This window comes from Psychrobacter fjordensis (assembly GCF_904845995.1).
Classification (GTDB): Bacteria; Pseudomonadota; Gammaproteobacteria; order Pseudomonadales; family Moraxellaceae; genus Psychrobacter; species Psychrobacter fjordensis.
In genome coordinates this window covers 988,889-1,004,572 of the sequence record NZ_CAJGYP010000002.1, presented here as the reverse complement: position 1 = coordinate 1,004,572, position 15,684 = coordinate 988,889, and the positions used below count along the sequence as shown (strand labels likewise).

14 protein-coding genes are annotated in these 15,684 nt (G+C 43.0%); 5 read left to right on the top strand and 9 right to left on the bottom strand.

All coding sequences use genetic code 11. From position 1 onward, the window contains the following. The first annotated feature begins 154 nt into the window (after window positions 1-154). Window positions 155-1,942, top strand: a complete 1,788-nt coding sequence (gene leuA / locus JMW61_RS12600) for a 2-isopropylmalate synthase (RefSeq protein WP_201551743.1) — start codon at window positions 155-157, stop codon at window positions 1,940-1,942. A 361-nt stretch (window positions 1,943-2,303) separates the two neighbouring features. Then, the gene (locus JMW61_RS12595; protein WP_201551742.1) at window positions 2,304-2,924 is read left to right on the top strand and encodes a hypothetical protein; all 621 of its coding nucleotides are present in this window, start codon (window positions 2,304-2,306) and stop codon (window positions 2,922-2,924) included. Window positions 2,925-3,108: 184 nt separating this feature from the next. Here JMW61_RS12595 and accC read toward each other — a convergent pair whose 3' ends face one another. The 4 genes from accC to JMW61_RS12575 all read right to left on the bottom strand — a co-directional run bounded on the left by accC (window position 3,109) and on the right by JMW61_RS12575 (window position 7,629). After that, on the bottom strand, window positions 3,109-4,470 hold the full coding sequence (accC, locus tag JMW61_RS12590; RefSeq protein ID WP_110922932.1) for an acetyl-CoA carboxylase biotin carboxylase subunit: 1,362 nt from the start codon (window positions 4,468-4,470) through the stop codon (window positions 3,109-3,111). 156 nt (window positions 4,471-4,626) lie between these two features. Beyond that, window positions 4,627-5,055, bottom strand: a complete 429-nt coding sequence (gene accB / locus JMW61_RS12585) for an acetyl-CoA carboxylase biotin carboxyl carrier protein (protein ID WP_201551741.1) — start codon at window positions 5,053-5,055, stop codon at window positions 4,627-4,629. A 359-nt stretch (window positions 5,056-5,414) separates the two neighbouring features. Next, window positions 5,415-6,782, bottom strand: a complete 1,368-nt coding sequence (locus tag JMW61_RS12580; protein ID WP_201551740.1) for an MATE family efflux transporter — start codon at window positions 6,780-6,782, stop codon at window positions 5,415-5,417. Window positions 6,783-7,155: 373 nt separating this feature from the next. After that, complete coding sequence (locus JMW61_RS12575) at window positions 7,156-7,629, bottom strand: EVE domain-containing protein (protein WP_201551739.1); 474 nt, start codon at window positions 7,627-7,629, stop codon at window positions 7,156-7,158. Between the two features lie 242 nt (window positions 7,630-7,871). Here JMW61_RS12575 and hemW point away from each other — a divergent pair, with 242 nt between their 5' ends. Further along, window positions 7,872-9,200, top strand: coding sequence for a radical SAM family heme chaperone HemW (gene hemW, locus JMW61_RS12570; RefSeq protein ID WP_201551738.1), 1,329 nt, complete (start codon window positions 7,872-7,874; stop codon window positions 9,198-9,200). A gap of 440 nt (window positions 9,201-9,640) precedes the next feature. On the opposite strand, the gene JMW61_RS12565 is transcribed toward hemW, so the two are convergent. Beyond that, window positions 9,641-9,781, bottom strand: a complete 141-nt coding sequence (locus JMW61_RS12565) for an entericidin A/B family lipoprotein (protein WP_101204419.1) — start codon at window positions 9,779-9,781, stop codon at window positions 9,641-9,643. Between the two features lie 260 nt (window positions 9,782-10,041). Between JMW61_RS12565 and JMW61_RS12560 the strand changes: the two genes are divergently transcribed. After that, a complete protein-coding gene (locus tag JMW61_RS12560; protein ID WP_201551737.1) occupies window positions 10,042-10,614 on the top strand; it encodes a tRNA (cytidine(34)-2'-O)-methyltransferase in 573 nt (190 codons plus the stop codon). 245 nt (window positions 10,615-10,859) lie between these two features. Here JMW61_RS12560 and JMW61_RS12555 read toward each other — a convergent pair whose 3' ends face one another. The 4 genes from JMW61_RS12555 to tusD form a co-directional block, all read right to left on the bottom strand. Then, entirely contained in the window at window positions 10,860-11,222 is a 363-nt protein-coding gene (locus JMW61_RS12555; protein ID WP_227687465.1) for a TusE/DsrC/DsvC family sulfur relay protein, read from the bottom strand. Beyond that, window positions 11,219-11,548, bottom strand: a complete 330-nt coding sequence (locus JMW61_RS12550) for a hypothetical protein (RefSeq protein ID WP_201551736.1) — start codon at window positions 11,546-11,548, stop codon at window positions 11,219-11,221. Before JMW61_RS12550 ends, JMW61_RS12555 begins: the two co-directional genes overlap by 4 nt. Window positions 11,549-11,570: 22 nt before the next feature. Next, complete coding sequence (locus JMW61_RS12545) at window positions 11,571-11,894, bottom strand: hypothetical protein (protein WP_110922923.1); 324 nt, start codon at window positions 11,892-11,894, stop codon at window positions 11,571-11,573. A gap of 88 nt (window positions 11,895-11,982) precedes the next feature. Further along, the gene (gene tusD, locus JMW61_RS12540) at window positions 11,983-12,399 is read right to left on the bottom strand and encodes a sulfurtransferase complex subunit TusD (RefSeq protein WP_110922922.1); all 417 of its coding nucleotides are present in this window, start codon (window positions 12,397-12,399) and stop codon (window positions 11,983-11,985) included. A gap of 217 nt (window positions 12,400-12,616) precedes the next feature. Here tusD and glnE point away from each other — a divergent pair, with 217 nt between their 5' ends. Beyond that, entirely contained in the window at window positions 12,617-15,484 is a 2,868-nt protein-coding gene (gene glnE, locus JMW61_RS12535; RefSeq protein ID WP_201551735.1) for a bifunctional [glutamate--ammonia ligase]-adenylyl-L-tyrosine phosphorylase/[glutamate--ammonia-ligase] adenylyltransferase, read from the top strand. Window positions 15,485-15,684 lie beyond the last annotated feature (200 nt).

The following is a 15,684-nucleotide window of genomic DNA, read 5'->3' as shown; positions in this document are numbered from 1 at the left end:
AAAACCTAAAATTTAATAGAAGAAAGCCGATTTCTATCTTGCAAACTTTGATATTATAATGACAGAAACATTGGTTATCTCGTATGAGAAAGATTGACCTAGTCATCAACCATTTAGTTACAACATAAATTCCCATACTTTCTAAGGATTGATTATGTCTGACCAAGCCACACGCACTGTAGCCGCTACGACTGCAAAGGTTACACCCAAAAATGCCGCTTTTGATTATAAAAAGTATCGTCCATTTGCATTTGCACCATCGTTGCCAGATCGTACTTGGCCGAGCAAGACAATTGAGAAATCACCGATATGGGCAAGTGTGGATCTGCGTGATGGTAACCAAGCACTGATTGATCCGATGACTATCGAACAAAAAATGCGCTTTTTTGAAACCCTAGTTGATGTAGGTTTTAAAGAGATTGAAATTGGTTTTCCATCAGCTGCGCAGGTTGAGTACGATTTCGCTCGTAAACTTATTGAAGAAAACCATGTGCCTGATGATGTGACTTTGCAAGTTTTGGTACAGGCTCGTGAGCATTTGATTGCTCGTACCTTTGAATCATTAAAAGGTGTGAAGCGTGCTGTTGTCCACGTGTATAACTCAACATGCCGCATTCAACGTGAAAAAGTCTATGGCAAAGACAAAGCCGAGATTAAAGAGATTGCTATCACAGGTGCCAAGCTATTGCAGCAATATGCAGCGAAATATCCTGAGACAGAGTGGGTCTTTCAATATTCACCAGAAAGCTTTAGCCAAACAGAGACTGAATATGCAGTAGAAGTTTGTGATGCAGTCTGTGAAGTATGGCAACCACAACATGGACAGGAAGTAATCTTTAACTTGCCAGCGACTGTTGAAGCCTCTATGCCTAACGTCTTTGCCGATCAAGTTGAGTATTTTTGCCGTCATCTTGCTCAACGTGAGCATGTGATTGTCAGCTTGCATACACATAATGACCGTGGCTGTGCGGTTGCTGCTGCTGAACTTGGTGTATTGGCTGGAGCAGATCGTATTGAGGGTACGTTACTTGGTAATGGCGAGCGTACCGGTAACATGGATATTATGGTCATGGCGATGAACTTGTTTAGCCAAGGTATCGATCCAGATCTTGATTTTAGCAATATGAGTGAAATCGTTCAGGTCGTTAGCGAATGTAATAATTTACCTTTGCATCCACGCCATCCTTATGTCGGTGAGCTAGTATTTACTGCTTTCAGTGGCTCGCATCAAGATGCCATCAAAAAATCTCTCGACTATAATGAAAAACATCAAGACGAAACAGACAACGTTTGGGATGTGGCTTATTTGCCGATTGATCCGGCGCATATTGGTCGTAGCTATCAAGACGTGGTACGTATCAACAGTCAGTCAGGTAAAGGCGGAGTTGCTTATATCTTGCAGCGTAATTATGGCTTTAACTTACCGCGTTGGATGCAAATTGACTTTAGCGGTGTGGTGCAAAAGCAAGCTGAAAGTGCAGCACGTGAATTGCAGAATGATGAAATCTTACAAACCTTTGAAAACACCTATCTACAGCAAGGTGAGTTTGAGCTATTAGACTATAGTGTCAATAATAAAGGCGGTGAAGTGTGCTTTGACGGTCAAGTACAGATGAATGGCGAAACCATCAATATTGATGGTACGGGTAACGGTCCATTGTCATCATTCATCGATGGTCTTGCTCAGCATACAGGTAAGTCGATACATGTTATTAATTACGCTGAACATGCGATCAATCCGCAGCACAATAGCGGTGATGGCATCGACGATGACACCAATCGTGACAACAAAACCAATGCCAACGCAGCGGCTTATATTCAGCTAAATGTGGATGGTGAGGTTTACTCAGGTATTGGCACTTGTAGTAGTACCGTGTCAGCCATGCTTAAAGGCGCATTATCAGCCTTTGCTCAGGCACTTAGTACTGCGACTACCGCTTAATATCAGAAAACATTAAGTTTAAGATATAGTCTGTTCAATATAATTTGGATACAAGGAAGGCGAGTGAAAGTGCTACAAGTAGTAGACTAAGCGAGACTGACACCGTATCCAACCTATAGAGGATTGACTATAGAAAATAACATCATCGCTTCTTGCTTATCGCAAGTAAAGGGGTGGTGTTATTTTTTTGTATAAGAAAAAGATAAGCAGTTTGAGAGAGTGCTATCTCAGGACCGTCTACGTTTGAGTTGATTAAGGCACCACGACCAATAGCATAATATTACTTGTGTTTTTGGTGTCTAAGACTTACGCTAATGTATACAGTACCTATTATTATATTAATATAAACATAAGGTTAATCATGGAACCTCTATCCTTTGCTTCATTAACATTGGCATCTATTCTGGCTTCAATACCACCAAATGGTGAAATTATCACTAAGCCGACCATTACTACTCATATCAGTCCGGCTATTGCGGGACAATGGGAGATCGACTTAGATAGTCCAATTACAATGACAAAAGAAGCCAAAGCCGAGCAAGACACGTTGAAACTTCCCCAACAGGCAGAAAGTATCGAGTCTAAAGTAAAAGCTGGTACAGAGGGCGGTATTTTCTCGCAAAGCGAAAAGCGTGTTTTTGATATCAAGCCTAATATGAATACAACATTGAGCGCATCTGCGAAAAAGCCAAATCAGTGCCGCGAGCTGTATAATTTTGGGGCTGATAATGAGATGTGGGCAGTGAGTGGTAAAGAGCGGACTTACAGTCGTTATTTGGTCACGCACCGAGAGGAAGGGCTACCAGTCATTGCGATTAGAACGGTCTCTGACAATAATGAAATAGACTGCTCTGGCAATCAAGTTGATCAGACTGGCGAAGCATTGATTGCTTTTTTGAATCACGATGGTAATCAGATGCAGTGGTGTGCAGATCCTGAAGGAAAGGAATGTTTTATGAATTTTCATAAGGTGTTGCCATAGAGGTCAGATGTTTATCATCTATCACCGCTATCGAATACCGATCATCAATTTCTACATATAGCTATATGCATCACCATATAGCTATCTAGCATGAATCATTTCGCCTAACTCTATTGCTTGTACAAATAAAAAACCGCTATCTATTTAGATAGCGGTTTTTTAGGTTCTGAGCCAGTTGAATAACTTATGACTTGGCTTTTTCTTTATTCGCAGTCAAAAGCTCTCTTTCGAGATAATGAATATTTTGCGCTTCATGAACAAAGTTATCATCTGCCAAAATCACATCACGATGTAGCGGTATATTAGTTTTGATACCCTCAATGACTAATTCATCGAGTGCATGTAACGTTTTAGATATCGCTTGCTGACGTGTTTGACCATGACAGATAAGCTTACCGATCAATGAATCATAATAAGTCGGTATCTCATACCCAGGATACAGATGCGAGTCAAAACGCACACCTGAGCCACTTGGCGCAAACAATTGGCTAACGGTACCAGGGCAAGGCACAAAGGTCGCAGCATCTTCAGCATTGATACGACATTCAATCGCGTGGCCTTGGATTTCAATTTCGCTTTGACGATAAGACAAGCCATAACCAGCTGCAATCTTAAGCTGCTCAACGACCACATCAATACCAGTAATCATTTCGGTCACAGGATGTTCAACCTGTACACGAGTATTCATTTCAATAAAAAAGAACTCGTTGTTTTCAAATAAAAACTCAAAAGTTCCCGCTCCGCGATATTTCACGAGCTCGCATGCTTTGACACAGGCTCTTAAAATAGGCTCGCGTACGTCATCAGGGATATCCGGTGCAGGGGCTTCTTCTAGCACTTTTTGATGGCGACGTTGTAATGAGCAATCACGGTCATATAGATGGATAGCGTTACCGTTACCGTCACCAAGTACCTGTACTTCTACGTGGCGCGGGTTTTGTAGATAGCGTTCCATATAGACCGTATCATCGCCAAACCACAGTTCAGCTTCTTGTTTGGCAGCTTGTACTTGTCCGATTACTTCTTCAAAGCGTTCAACGACACGCATACCGCGACCACCACCGCCAGAAGCAGCTTTAATCAATAGTGGAAAGCCGATATTGCGCGCTTGTTCTTCAGCGTTATGTAGTGTCACAGCACCAACAGAACCAGGTACGGTAGGTACACCTGCTTTTTTCATGGCATTGATAGCAGAAACTTTATTGCCCATTAAGCGGATATGATCAGCATTAGGACCAACAAAGGTCAAACCTGCTTCTTCAACTTGTTCAGCGAATTCAGCATTCTCTGATAAAAAACCATAGCCAGGATGAATGGCATCGGCACCAGTGATTTCAGCAGCGGTTAGAATAGTATTGATATCAAGATAGCTTTGATTGGCATTAGGTTTGCCAATACAGATTGCCTCATCAACAAAACGCAAGTGCATCAAGTTGGCATCAGCCGTGGAGTAGACACCGACGGTCTCTATGCCAAGCGCTTTACAAGCTCGAACGATACGTAGGGCAATCTCACCTCTATTGGCGATGAGCAGTTTTTTTATCATGGGGTCATCCTTGTCGAAGCGGCAGTCATTGATAGAGTCGTTATTTTGGCATCGTGACGCTAAGCTATTATAGTTAATGCACTATAACTCAAACTCAGATGCCAAATGGTAACGAGGTCTCAATCATAATGAGATAAAGTGTGGCGAAAGTTATCGTTATGCTTTGTAGCGTACGATAGGTTGGCCAAACTGTACTACTTCAGAGTTATCGACTAAGATTTCGTCAATGACGCCACTTTGAGTTGCCTCAAGCGGATTCATGATTTTCATGGCTTCAATGATACCGAGCGTGTCACCAGCCTGTACCTTTTGTCCAACCTTGATGAAAGGTGGGTCATTAGGGCTAGGCGCTGAATAGTAAACGCCAACCATTGGTGATGTCTCAACGCTACCAGCTTTTACCGCAGGTTTTGCTTCGGCAGCAATGGGAGCCGCGCTCGCAGTAGGAGCAGCCATCATCGTTGGTACAGGGGCATCATAGTGACGAGTCAAACTAATGTGTTCGTCGTCTGAGCTGATTTCTAAATTAACCAGTTCACTTTCTTCCATGAGTGCGATCAGAGTGCGTATTTTTTCAATATCCATAGTTTTAATTTTGCCTTGTACTAAATTCGAGAAATAGTGTAACTAAATATTGTGCAGATAATTGCTAATGATACCTATATTCACGTCAATGAGCAATCGATGTACAGTTGTTAACTGAGATTTTTTACATATTATGACGTATGCATATGTTATGCGTAAGAAATGCTCAATGATTTATCATAGTCTATGTGACCATATAGCGCCAGTGATGGTTACCAGATACTATAGTCAAATCCATATAAATCCGCTACATCATCATCTTCGCTAACCATACTAATGTATAGCTTGCACTCAGCTTCCTTGTATCGAAATTGTTTGAAATCAACTATACGTTAGATAAACATGATTTAGATAGTCTATTAAGCCCACTTTGCTGTTAAGCGTCTCTGTTGATAACGCAGTCGCAGCGTCAGTAGAATAGATGATAAAAACAACCCTGTGATTAATGCCATCCAAAAACCTTGGGCGCCAACGTCAGTGAAACGCACCAAGTAAATACCGAGCGGTAGAGCAACTAACCAATAGCAGAATAGCGTGACCCACATTGGTATGGTCGTGTCTTGCATGCCGCGTAATATCCCAGCAATGTTGACTTGCCAGCCATCAAATAACTGATAAGCCAATGCGAAGATGAGCAAGTGCATGGCTTGTGCTCTGACCACTGGATTGTCAGTAAATGCTGCTGCCAGTTGTGGTCTAAACAGCCATATGCCAAGCATACAAGTCAATGCAATCAATACGGTCCAAATCAGCCCTGTGGCTTGTACTTGTCGTAATGCCAGTAGGTTTTTTTCGCCGAAGCGATTGGATATCATAATAGTCAGCGCCATGGCGACTGATATGGGTATCATAGACAGCTGCGAGGTTACCGCCAATGCTACTTGATGCGATGCTGTTGCTATCTCACCTAAGGGACTGATGACTAGGGCACCTAAGCTAAATAGGCTTGCTTCAAAAAATATCGAGATACCAATTGGAATACCCAATTTCAGCAGTTTTTTGATCTGTTCACGATTGGGACTGGCAAAGCCATAAAAGAACCGTGTGCTGGCAAACTGCTGTCGTTTAGTGAAGCTGGTATAAGCCGCAAGTAGTAATACATTTATCCATAATACTAAGGCCGTCGCGACACCGCAGCCTGCGCCGCCCATCTCAGGCATGCCAAATAAGCCATGAATAAAAATATAGTTGAGCGGAATATCTGCCAGTAGACCAATGATACTAATGACGGTGACGGGCTCAGGTCGTCCAAGCGCCTCACAATAACTGCGTAGGACGGCATAGACGGCTAGTGCAGGAAAACCAAACGAGACACCATGCAAATACTGCGTGGCGATTGGCTGGATGTTTTCAGGCACCCCCATGATTCCAAGTACGTTTGGGGCCAAATTGACCACAATAAAGCCAATAATACCAATGACACCAGCCGTCCATAAGGATTGCTGCGTGATATGAGGTACTTGGTCATGCTTGTTTTGACCAATTGCCTCACCAATGAGCGGTGTGGTAGCAATCAAAATACCAGTGGCTAATAAGAATAGTGGCAGCCAAATACCAGAACCAACGGCAACAGCAGCCAAATCGAGCGCAGAGACTTGACCTGCCATAATAGCGTCGACTACGCCAAGTGCCGCTTGGCAAAACTGAGTAATCAGAATAGGTAGCGCGAGCACACCTAAGCGTAAGCTGTAGCTTTTAAAATCTCTAAAGGATAATGGGAAAACCATAGTGAGCAACTTTTTATTCTTTACGGTATTGATTAGGAACGAGCAAAACCTGCCATCAATAAACTAATAGCGAGACAGGGAGATAAAACGAAACAATGAGATGAGAATAGTGCCGACGATAATACTCCGATAAATAATATGAGCAAGCCTATAATGTTGCCTAAGTAGATAGATAGAGTATGGAAATAAAAATGACGGCACTAAAATAAAAATAACCCGTCAATCCAAAGGGTGGATTGACAGGTCATAAATAAATAAGATGGTAAAGAAGCTAGGCCATAATGTCAATATTTCAGAGGCGCGCAATGATGGTGGATACAAGACAACTGTAAAAAAAGAAAATTATGATATTAAAAAAGAAAATTACGATCTTTCACATGAGATCCAGCGTCTCTGCCATGTCCATAATCGCTTGCCAATGCTTTGGCTCTAGCGGAATGACCGTCAACTGCTGACAGCCTTTTCTGAGTAACAATGAATCTTCAAGTGCGGGCAAAAACTTAAGATCTAGTAGTGGTATTACATCAGTAAAGGCCTGCTCAAATTTGACATCTACCATATACCAGCGTGGCTCATCTTCGGTTGCAATAGGATCGTAATGGCGATGTTCAGGATGGAACTGGGTTGGATCAGGGTAGCCCGCTTTGCTAATAGTCATGATGCCAGCCACACCTGATGGTTTGGCACTAGAATGATAAAAAATAACTTGGTCGCCAACTTTCATGTCATCGCGCATGAAGTTGCGGGCACGATAATTACGTACGCCATCCCAACGATCCGTTTTTAGACGTTGCAAATCCTTAATACCAAAAAACTTTGGATTAGATTTCATCAACCAGTAAGCCATATTTTTATCCTGTTAATTATTATGGTTTTGTTAGGGGGTGTTGAATATTTACCAGCCGTCAACCGATGACAGTAGTAGCTATTCTGCCAATAAGAGGATGTAGTTAACATGAGTGTTTGTTACTGGTTTTGTTATTGCAGGGATTTTCTTTAAGAGAGTCTTTTTTTTACTGAATTTAGGCGTTATCCTAGCGCTACTTTCTGCTAATGACAGCAGCAACGCATTTATAGATAAATCCTTTTATGTCAAATATTCAATCTGTTCACGGTTCAACTGATGTTAATGCCTTCAATAATGATAATGCGGGCGCAATAGAGGTGAGTACCATTCCACTAGCGTTATATATTCATATACCATGGTGTGTAAAAAAATGCCCTTATTGCGACTTTAACTCGCATGAGTTACCGATAGACAGTCAGATATCGATGTATGACGAATACGTAGATGCATTGCTGTTAGATGCAAATATGCAGCAGCCATTAGCCCAAGGTCGCGAGATCAGTTCAATATTTATCGGTGGAGGCACACCATCGCTACTACCTATTGCACAGTATCGGCGACTATTCGCTAGCTTACGCAATACCTTTACATTCGCTGATGATATAGAAGTGACCATGGAAGCCAATCCTGGCACGCTAGAGCATGCACCCTTTGCTCAATACCTAGAGGTCGGTATCAATCGTCTGTCGATTGGTGTACAGAGCTTTGCTGCTGATAAGTTGACCACGCTTGGGCGCATACATGATCCTGCTCAAGCACTGTCTGCCATTCACGCTGCACGCGCTGCGGGTTTTGAGCGCGTCAATGTTGATTTGATGCATGGATTACCGCAACAAACGATGAGTGAAGCGTTGGATGATATTCAAATGGCTCACGATGCAGGGGCGACGCACATCTCTTGGTATCAGCTGACGATTGAGCCCAATACCGTGTTTTATCGTAGTCAGCCTATTTTGCCAGACGAAGACAATTTGGCAGATATTGAACAAGAGGGTCAAGCGCTATTGCAGCAATTGGGCTACAACAATTATGAAGTGTCCGCTTGGGCAGGCGCATCCGATCAGCCGTGTCGTCATAATGTCAATTATTGGCAATTTGGGGATTATTTGGCCATTGGGGCTGGTGCACATGGCAAAGTGACAATTAGTCATAAAGCGACGATGCATCACAAAGCGAGCGAAACAGCAGAAACGAATAAAACGTTAAAGAGCGAGTTGTTAATACAATCTGGCATTTATCGTTTTAGTAAGTCGCGATTGCCTAAGGATTATGTAGGGCATTTAGATGCTAATGAGCAATCTACTGTCAGCCAAAATACACCGAAGATGGTGGGCTGGCAAGAAATTGACAGTGATGAGCTGGTCAGTGAGTTTATGCTAAATGCGCTGCGCTTACATGGCGGGGTAGTTTGGTCACTGTTTCAAGAAAGAACAGGACTAAGCGCTAATAGTATAACTTTATCAGTAGCCAAGCTCGTGGCTCAAGGTTTATTGACAGACAGTGCTGAGCGGTTACAGCCAACAGAATTAGGACAGCGTTATCTCAATCAAATATTACGAGAGTTTTTATAGCACTGTATTTTAATGGTAGTGCAAAAGCAGGATAAGCATTAGGGTCTGTTGAACATTCAAATGTGGTGCTGGCAGTCACTATTTTTTAGGCAATATGCAGTGAAATTTTTGACGCCTAGTCATTCTAGGTTAAACCATTTCGCCATATATTGGCAAAAAATAGTACTGCCCTCCACTCGAGCACAGCTCTTGCCTTGCGAACGGGCAAAGCAGTGCTTTGCTCGATCCGTTCTCAAGGCTGATGCTAAAATCACCCCAAATGTTGTTGCAAACCTAGCTAAGGTCTCGACATTATCTTCGGCTTGCGCCTAATTTGGTGCAATTTGCCTAGCAATCAGCAGCCCTAATATTTGAATGTTCAACAGACCCTAAATAAAGGAATAAAAAAAGGCTTACCAAATAAATGATAAGCCCTTTCTAAAATCTAAAAAAATCAAACCTTAGATTTTATCTTGTACATCTTGTGCGCCACCAGTTACAGCATTACCAGCGCTTGATACGTCTTGGCCTAGACCTTTAAAAGTGTTGCAACCAGTTAGTACAAACATAGCGGTCAAAGATGCGATGATTACTTTTTTCATAATAGTATCCTCAAAAAATAAATGGATTGTTATAAATAATAACAGCGATGCTAAGCATAATGCTTAACACTCACTGAAGGTTTATTAGATAGAGAGATAATTATAAGTAATAACTATCTCTTTATCCGTTACAGACATCATAGTGAAAGTTAAAAACGCTGCACAGTATCAAAATGTAATTATTGGCAGTAAACTGTAACTTTCGATTACTTATCGATGATAAATACAAATAATAAGTTTTGTCCACTGACGGAGTTAGTATGACCATCCATATTGTGTTGGTAGCCCCTAAAATGCCCAGTAATACTGGCAATATCATTCGTTTGTGTGCCAATAGCGGGGCACAGCTGCACTTGGTCAGACCTTTAGGGTTTGAGCTCGATGACAAGAAGCTACGCCGTGCAGGTTTGGATTATCATGAATACGCACATCTGCAAGTACATGATGACTGGGCAGCCGCAAGAGAGGCATTGAACGTTGCCGATTGCCATGTGGTCACAGCATTGACTACTAAACTGAGCAAACCATTTTACGATTATGATTTTAGTGGGTTGCAGGCTAGTGAAAATTTGAATAGTGCTCAGACAGCTAAGAAAATGCCTAATATCGCATTGGTATTTGGTTCCGAAACGGCAGGTCTGGCAGATGAGATACGTGAAGATATTGGCGCTGATAATTGGTTAAGATTACCTATGCTGGCTGATTCGCGCAGTCTAAACCTATCTAACAGCGTTGCGATATGTCTATATGAGATATGGCGCCAGCAAGGCTTCGCTGGTGATGAAGGACGTAGTGTCGGTTATGAGACCTTGACGGTATATGATCCTAAATAGCGTTGTTTTTACTGACTAGTGAAATACTGAATATACAGCAAGGTATCCATATTTAGATCAAGGTGTAGCACCACTCTAATGAGCTATACCTTTAATGATGTACTGTTGGGATAAGTATTTGATAGCTTATGTTTGCATCAACACAGCAAGCGAAAAATTTATCCCAATAGTTAGTAGGTGTTTTTAGTAGGTCGCTTTGTTCAGAATGACGTTCAGAGCGACTTGATGTAGCAGTTACTCATCCACTACAAACAATTGGGTGGCTTAGGTAGACCTGACAGGCGATTGACATGTCGGGCGACCAACCCTGTTTTGAATAGCTGCTGTAGTTTTTGATTACTGATATCGTGCTCAGGCAAGGTTTTTTGTAGCCATTTAATCAATGGGCGTGTGGCTGGCGCATGATTGAATTTAGCAAAAAAGGCACGTACTTGTTGTAAAATCTGCAAATGCTCAGCTTCCAAATGAACATCTAATGTGTCGGCCAATTGTTGTGCGATATCAGGTGTCCAGATAGTATGATCACACAGGTGACCGTCTTGATCTAATTCAACACTGATTTCAATATTATTAGGCGTCATAGCAGGGGTAGTGGCATCATTATTCATAAGGCAATGGTCACGACTTTATCAAATTGTGTGTCTTGAGTCAGCTCGACCCACTCGTTATCTGTCAATATTCTACTCAATTTGGCCTCTAAATTAAGCTTGAGAGTCGTATTGGTCGTTAGTTGCGAGACATCATCGGCTAATGCATAAATACCAGCAATACCCTCAATTTCAATATCGCCCAAATAAGCGTCTAACCAGTCGATAAAGGCAACAGTAGTGCCTAGCAGTAGAATGCTATCACCAGTGCGCCACGTGCGTGACATCTCGTCAATACCGCGTCTCAGTGTATCCATCGGACTATGCAATTGATATAACGTTGCCATTTGGTTCTTCCTATCTGATCAGTTAAAAGGTCAGTATCTGCTCAAAGTCTTGTGAGTTGACGACTTCTGGTATCAAGGTCAGTTGTGACGCCAGATCTGCTGGCAGCATACCTGTGACCCATCCACTGAAGACATCATCAGGCAGCCAAGCCGCTGGCATGTCGTACAGCTCCAGTGATTGAATCATGCCATGCAAACGCGATTCAGACTGCATCAATAGGCCAAAGACAGGGGCATCCAAATATAGTTGTACGTCATGACCAAAGGTCGCTAGCGTTAGCGCAAGCGCGCAGCCCTCATAACTGGCCATTTCAGTCGGCGTGTGCAACTGAATTAATAGTTTCATGGTTAAATCCTAATCTGATTACTTGCGTGACGATTACTGTTTTCGCAATCATATCTTCCAAGCCAAAATATCTCAAAGCGATGCGTTGTTAAAATTGAATCAGGCGACAGTCTTCTTGCATCATCATCGCAAGCTCACTCAGGCCGACCAGCGAAAAGCCTGTCGCAAGATTGTCACCATTGAGCTGATGGCGTGAGCTGTTATCCGTATCACTAATCCCGCGACTGAGAGCAGTACTGACGCAGACGGGTAGCGATAACTGATACTGCTCGGCAAGGTTTTGCCACTCTTTGGTCAAATCAACTTGCTCTGCTGACTGCCAGCGTAAGCGGTTGGCAGTATGGGCAGCATCTCCATAAAAAAAGACATTTAACGTTTCACTGCTATTCGTGTTTTCTTCGTTTGAGGTGTTTTTAAGATAAGCACGAGCATAACGTAGCGCTAGAGAGCCCAGTGGATGACTGGGATCAGCGGTAATCAAAAGTAAAGGGGGCATGGTTGTCATAAGGATTCTTGTCGATCGTCAATGCTAAAGGTGTTTATGCTACCATAAAGCGCTCAAAAGCAAAGTGCGTCAGTGTGATTAAAAGTGGTTTTATCATAAATACTGGCATATATTAGTATGGTTGTCAGATTCGGTGACTACCTCGTAAGAAAAAACGCTAATATTATGCGCTAGGTTCACGTAGTCTTATCATTCCATGCAAGGAGTTTATTTACCTATGTTACCTGCTATGCCTTCACGCGAGACCCATGGTACAGATAGTCAGCCTACAGTAGAGCAGCTGCAAGTATTGCAGACGGCGAGTGAGTTTGCTTATCAGATTTGGGAGAGCCGTACGATCTCATGCCAAACATTTTTGCGCAGCTACCCATTAGATCAGACCCTAACGCGCCAGCAAATCGACGATCTGATACAAGACTATACTTTGGATGAGAACTATCAGATCGCTGATGAAGCCAAGGTAATGAAAGGACTACGTGATTTGCGTACTCTGCTAATGATGCGTTGGATCTGGCAAGATGCCTTGCAGATGATCTCACTTGAGCAGTTGACTGATGAACTCTCTGAGTTTGCAGGGGGTTGTATCTCCTTTGCCAAGGGTTATACCTATCAGCATCTGATCAAGCAGTATGGCGAACCAACTTTTATTGATGCCAAAGGTAATGTGCAAATCGACGATATGGCCATCATGGCTATGGGGAAACTTGGTGCCCACGAGCTGAATCTATCTAGTGATATCGATCTGATTTTTGTCCATCAAGCACGTGGTGAAACCAATGGTGATAAGGCCAAAGGTACTCGTAGCATAGACAACAAGCGCTTTATGACTCGATTGGGTCAAGGCATTATTAAATTGCTTGATCATACAACGGCTGATGGTTTTGTCTTTCGCGTTGATATGCGTCTACGTCCATGGGGAGATGGTAGCGACTTGGCTATTCATTTGTCAGCGCTGCAAAAATACTTTTCTCAACATGGCCGCGCATGGGAACGTTTTGCTTGGCTAAAAGCCCGCGTAGTCGGGCAGTTAGAGCAGCCATTTTATGATGAGTTACAAGCGCTCATCAGGCCATTTGTTTTTCGCTACTATGTCGACTACAGTGCTTTTGCGGCACTGAGAGAGATGAAGTCTCTCATTCAGAACCAAGTGGCACAGCGTGAAGATTTGGACAATATTAAGCTTGGTGCAGGCGGTATCAGAGATATTGAGTTCATCGTACAAGCGTTTCAGTTGATTTATGGCGGAAGACATCCTCAGCTACAGATTAAATCCTGTCTGGACGCGATGAAGGTGCTATATAAACTCAAATATTTGGAGCTTGAGACCTATAAGAAATTACAAGCCGCGTATCGGTTTTTGCGTCGGCTTGAACATGCGATTCAGGCAATTAACGATCAGCAGACCCAACGCTTACCACACGATACGCAGTGGCAATATAATCTGGCTATCACCCTTGGGTTTGAGGATTGGGCTGCGCTACTCAGCACGCTCAATCAGCATCGAAATAATGTAAACGTCCCATTCGAGCGTATGGTTACCGAACGTCAAGTACCGGATCAAGAAGATGCTAGTCTCGAGCCAAAAGATCTTGATGAGCAGATTGCACGATTGGATAACGTACTCACGGAAAAAAACCGAGATCTATTAGATAATTTTTGGCAGTCAAAATTGGTTGCCAACTTAAGTGAAGAAGCCAGAGAACGTCTAGATGATGCATATCCTGTCATCGTCCACGCGCTGTTGGCACATCAAGACCAGCAGCAACTTGCGAATACAGCGTTGCCTCGTCTTATCTCGTTACTCGAAGCGATTTGTCGTCGTTCCATCTACTTAGTGATGATCGCAGAAAACCCCAATGCAACGATTGAGCTGATTCCGATGCTATCAGCCAGTCCTTGGATTGCAAAAGAGCTGGCACACTATCCTGTACTGCTAGATACTTTTTTACAGCAGCGCTATCACCATCTACCTGATAAGCGTGAGCTGCGTGACATTTTACGTCAACAATTACTACGCGTAGAGCCTAATGACGAAGAGAAGCTGCTCAGCGTTGTGCGGCTGTTTAAAAAGAACCAGATACTGGCAGTAGCGGCTAGTGATATATTAGCTGCGCGTCCGATTATGAAAGTGTCGGACTCCTTAACTTATATCGCTGCAGTGGTACTAGAAGCGGTGTTAGAGCGCGCGTTTGCAGAGATTGTCAGGCGCTATGGTTATCCTATTGGTCAAGATGGCGATCCGGTCACTGAAGCGGATTGTGGCTTTGCTATTATTGGTTACGGTAAGCTTGGTGGGTTGGAGCTGTCATATTCCTCAGACTTGGATTTGGTGTTCTTGCATAAGATAAAAGAGCAGGGTATGACCACGGGCGAAAAATCGGTCAGTGGAATGAAGTTTGCCGCGCGTCTGGTGCAAAAGCTGATGAACTATCTGAACACCCAAACGCGAGATGGCCGTGCTTACGAGATTGATATGCGTCTGCGTCCCTCAGGTAATGCAGGTATGATGGTGGTGTCATGTGACGCTTTTGAGACGTACCAACTAGATAAAGCCTGGTCATGGGAGCATCAAGCATTGGTGCGCGCGCGGGCGATTTGTGGCGATAGACGAGTAACAGCACGCTTTTGTGATATTCGCCGAAATGTACTGGCATTGCCGCGTACGTTAGAGCAGGTACGTACGGAAGTCACCAGTATGCGTATCAAGATGCAAAAGCATTTAGGAACCAATCAATGGCAACAGAAATCTGGCAAGTTCCATCTTAAACAAGATGCAGGCGGGATAATCGATATTGAGTTTTTAGCGCAATTTGCGGTATTGGCTTACTCGCACGAGCATCCAAGTTTGACCAAATGGAGTGACAACGTCCGTATCTTTGAGGAAGTTGCATTACTTGGCATTTGGGAGGCGCAAGTCTGTCAAGATTTGACAGATGCTTATCTAAGAATTCGTGCGGCTACCCATCAATTGGCATTGTCAGAGCAATCATTGTTGGTTGACGAGTCATTATGGAAAGAAACACGGGCATTGGTACAAGACCAATGGAAGCATTTGATGGGCGTCGATACAGCAGATGAAGAGTAGTATGAATCCCCGGTTTTTTAACTATAAATAATAGCCTGCTAGGTCCAAACCAAAAGAGTTCATTTGCTAGGACTGCCAGTGATATAATCGGTCACACATCGTGATATTACTGGCAATTCTTCATCATTTATTGGTGACAATAATGCTGAATTTTAGCAATGAAATTTGACGCAGTGGTGTTATCATATGATGTCGATAAA

Bases quoted from the DNA above. Each gene is read 5' to 3' on its own strand.
- leuA (WP_201551743.1), top strand. From the start codon at position 155: ATGTCTGACCAAGCCACACGCACTGTAGCCGCTACGACTGCAAAGGTT.
- JMW61_RS12595 (WP_201551742.1), top strand. From the start codon at position 2,304: ATGGAACCTCTATCCTTTGCTTCATTAACATTGGCATCTATTCTGGCT.
- accC (WP_110922932.1), bottom strand. From the start codon at position 4,470: ATGATAAAAAAACTGCTCATCGCCAATAGAGGTGAGATTGCCCTACGT.
- accB (WP_201551741.1), bottom strand. From the start codon at position 5,055: ATGGATATTGAAAAAATACGCACTCTGATCGCACTCATGGAAGAAAGT.
- JMW61_RS12580 (WP_201551740.1), bottom strand. From the start codon at position 6,782: ATGGTTTTCCCATTATCCTTTAGAGATTTTAAAAGCTACAGCTTACGC.
- JMW61_RS12575 (WP_201551739.1), bottom strand. From the start codon at position 7,629: ATGGCTTACTGGTTGATGAAATCTAATCCAAAGTTTTTTGGTATTAAG.
- hemW (WP_201551738.1), top strand. From the start codon at position 7,872: ATGTCAAATATTCAATCTGTTCACGGTTCAACTGATGTTAATGCCTTC.
- JMW61_RS12565 (WP_101204419.1), bottom strand. From the start codon at position 9,781: ATGAAAAAAGTAATCATCGCATCTTTGACCGCTATGTTTGTACTAACT.
- JMW61_RS12560 (WP_201551737.1), top strand. From the start codon at position 10,042: ATGACCATCCATATTGTGTTGGTAGCCCCTAAAATGCCCAGTAATACT.
- JMW61_RS12555 (WP_227687465.1), bottom strand. From the start codon at position 11,222: ATGAATAATGATGCCACTACCCCTGCTATGACGCCTAATAATATTGAA.
- JMW61_RS12550 (WP_201551736.1), bottom strand. From the start codon at position 11,548: ATGGCAACGTTATATCAATTGCATAGTCCGATGGATACACTGAGACGC.
- JMW61_RS12545 (WP_110922923.1), bottom strand. From the start codon at position 11,894: ATGAAACTATTAATTCAGTTGCACACGCCGACTGAAATGGCCAGTTAT.
- tusD (WP_110922922.1), bottom strand. From the start codon at position 12,399: ATGACAACCATGCCCCCTTTACTTTTGATTACCGCTGATCCCAGTCAT.
- glnE (WP_201551735.1), top strand. From the start codon at position 12,617: ATGTTACCTGCTATGCCTTCACGCGAGACCCATGGTACAGATAGTCAG.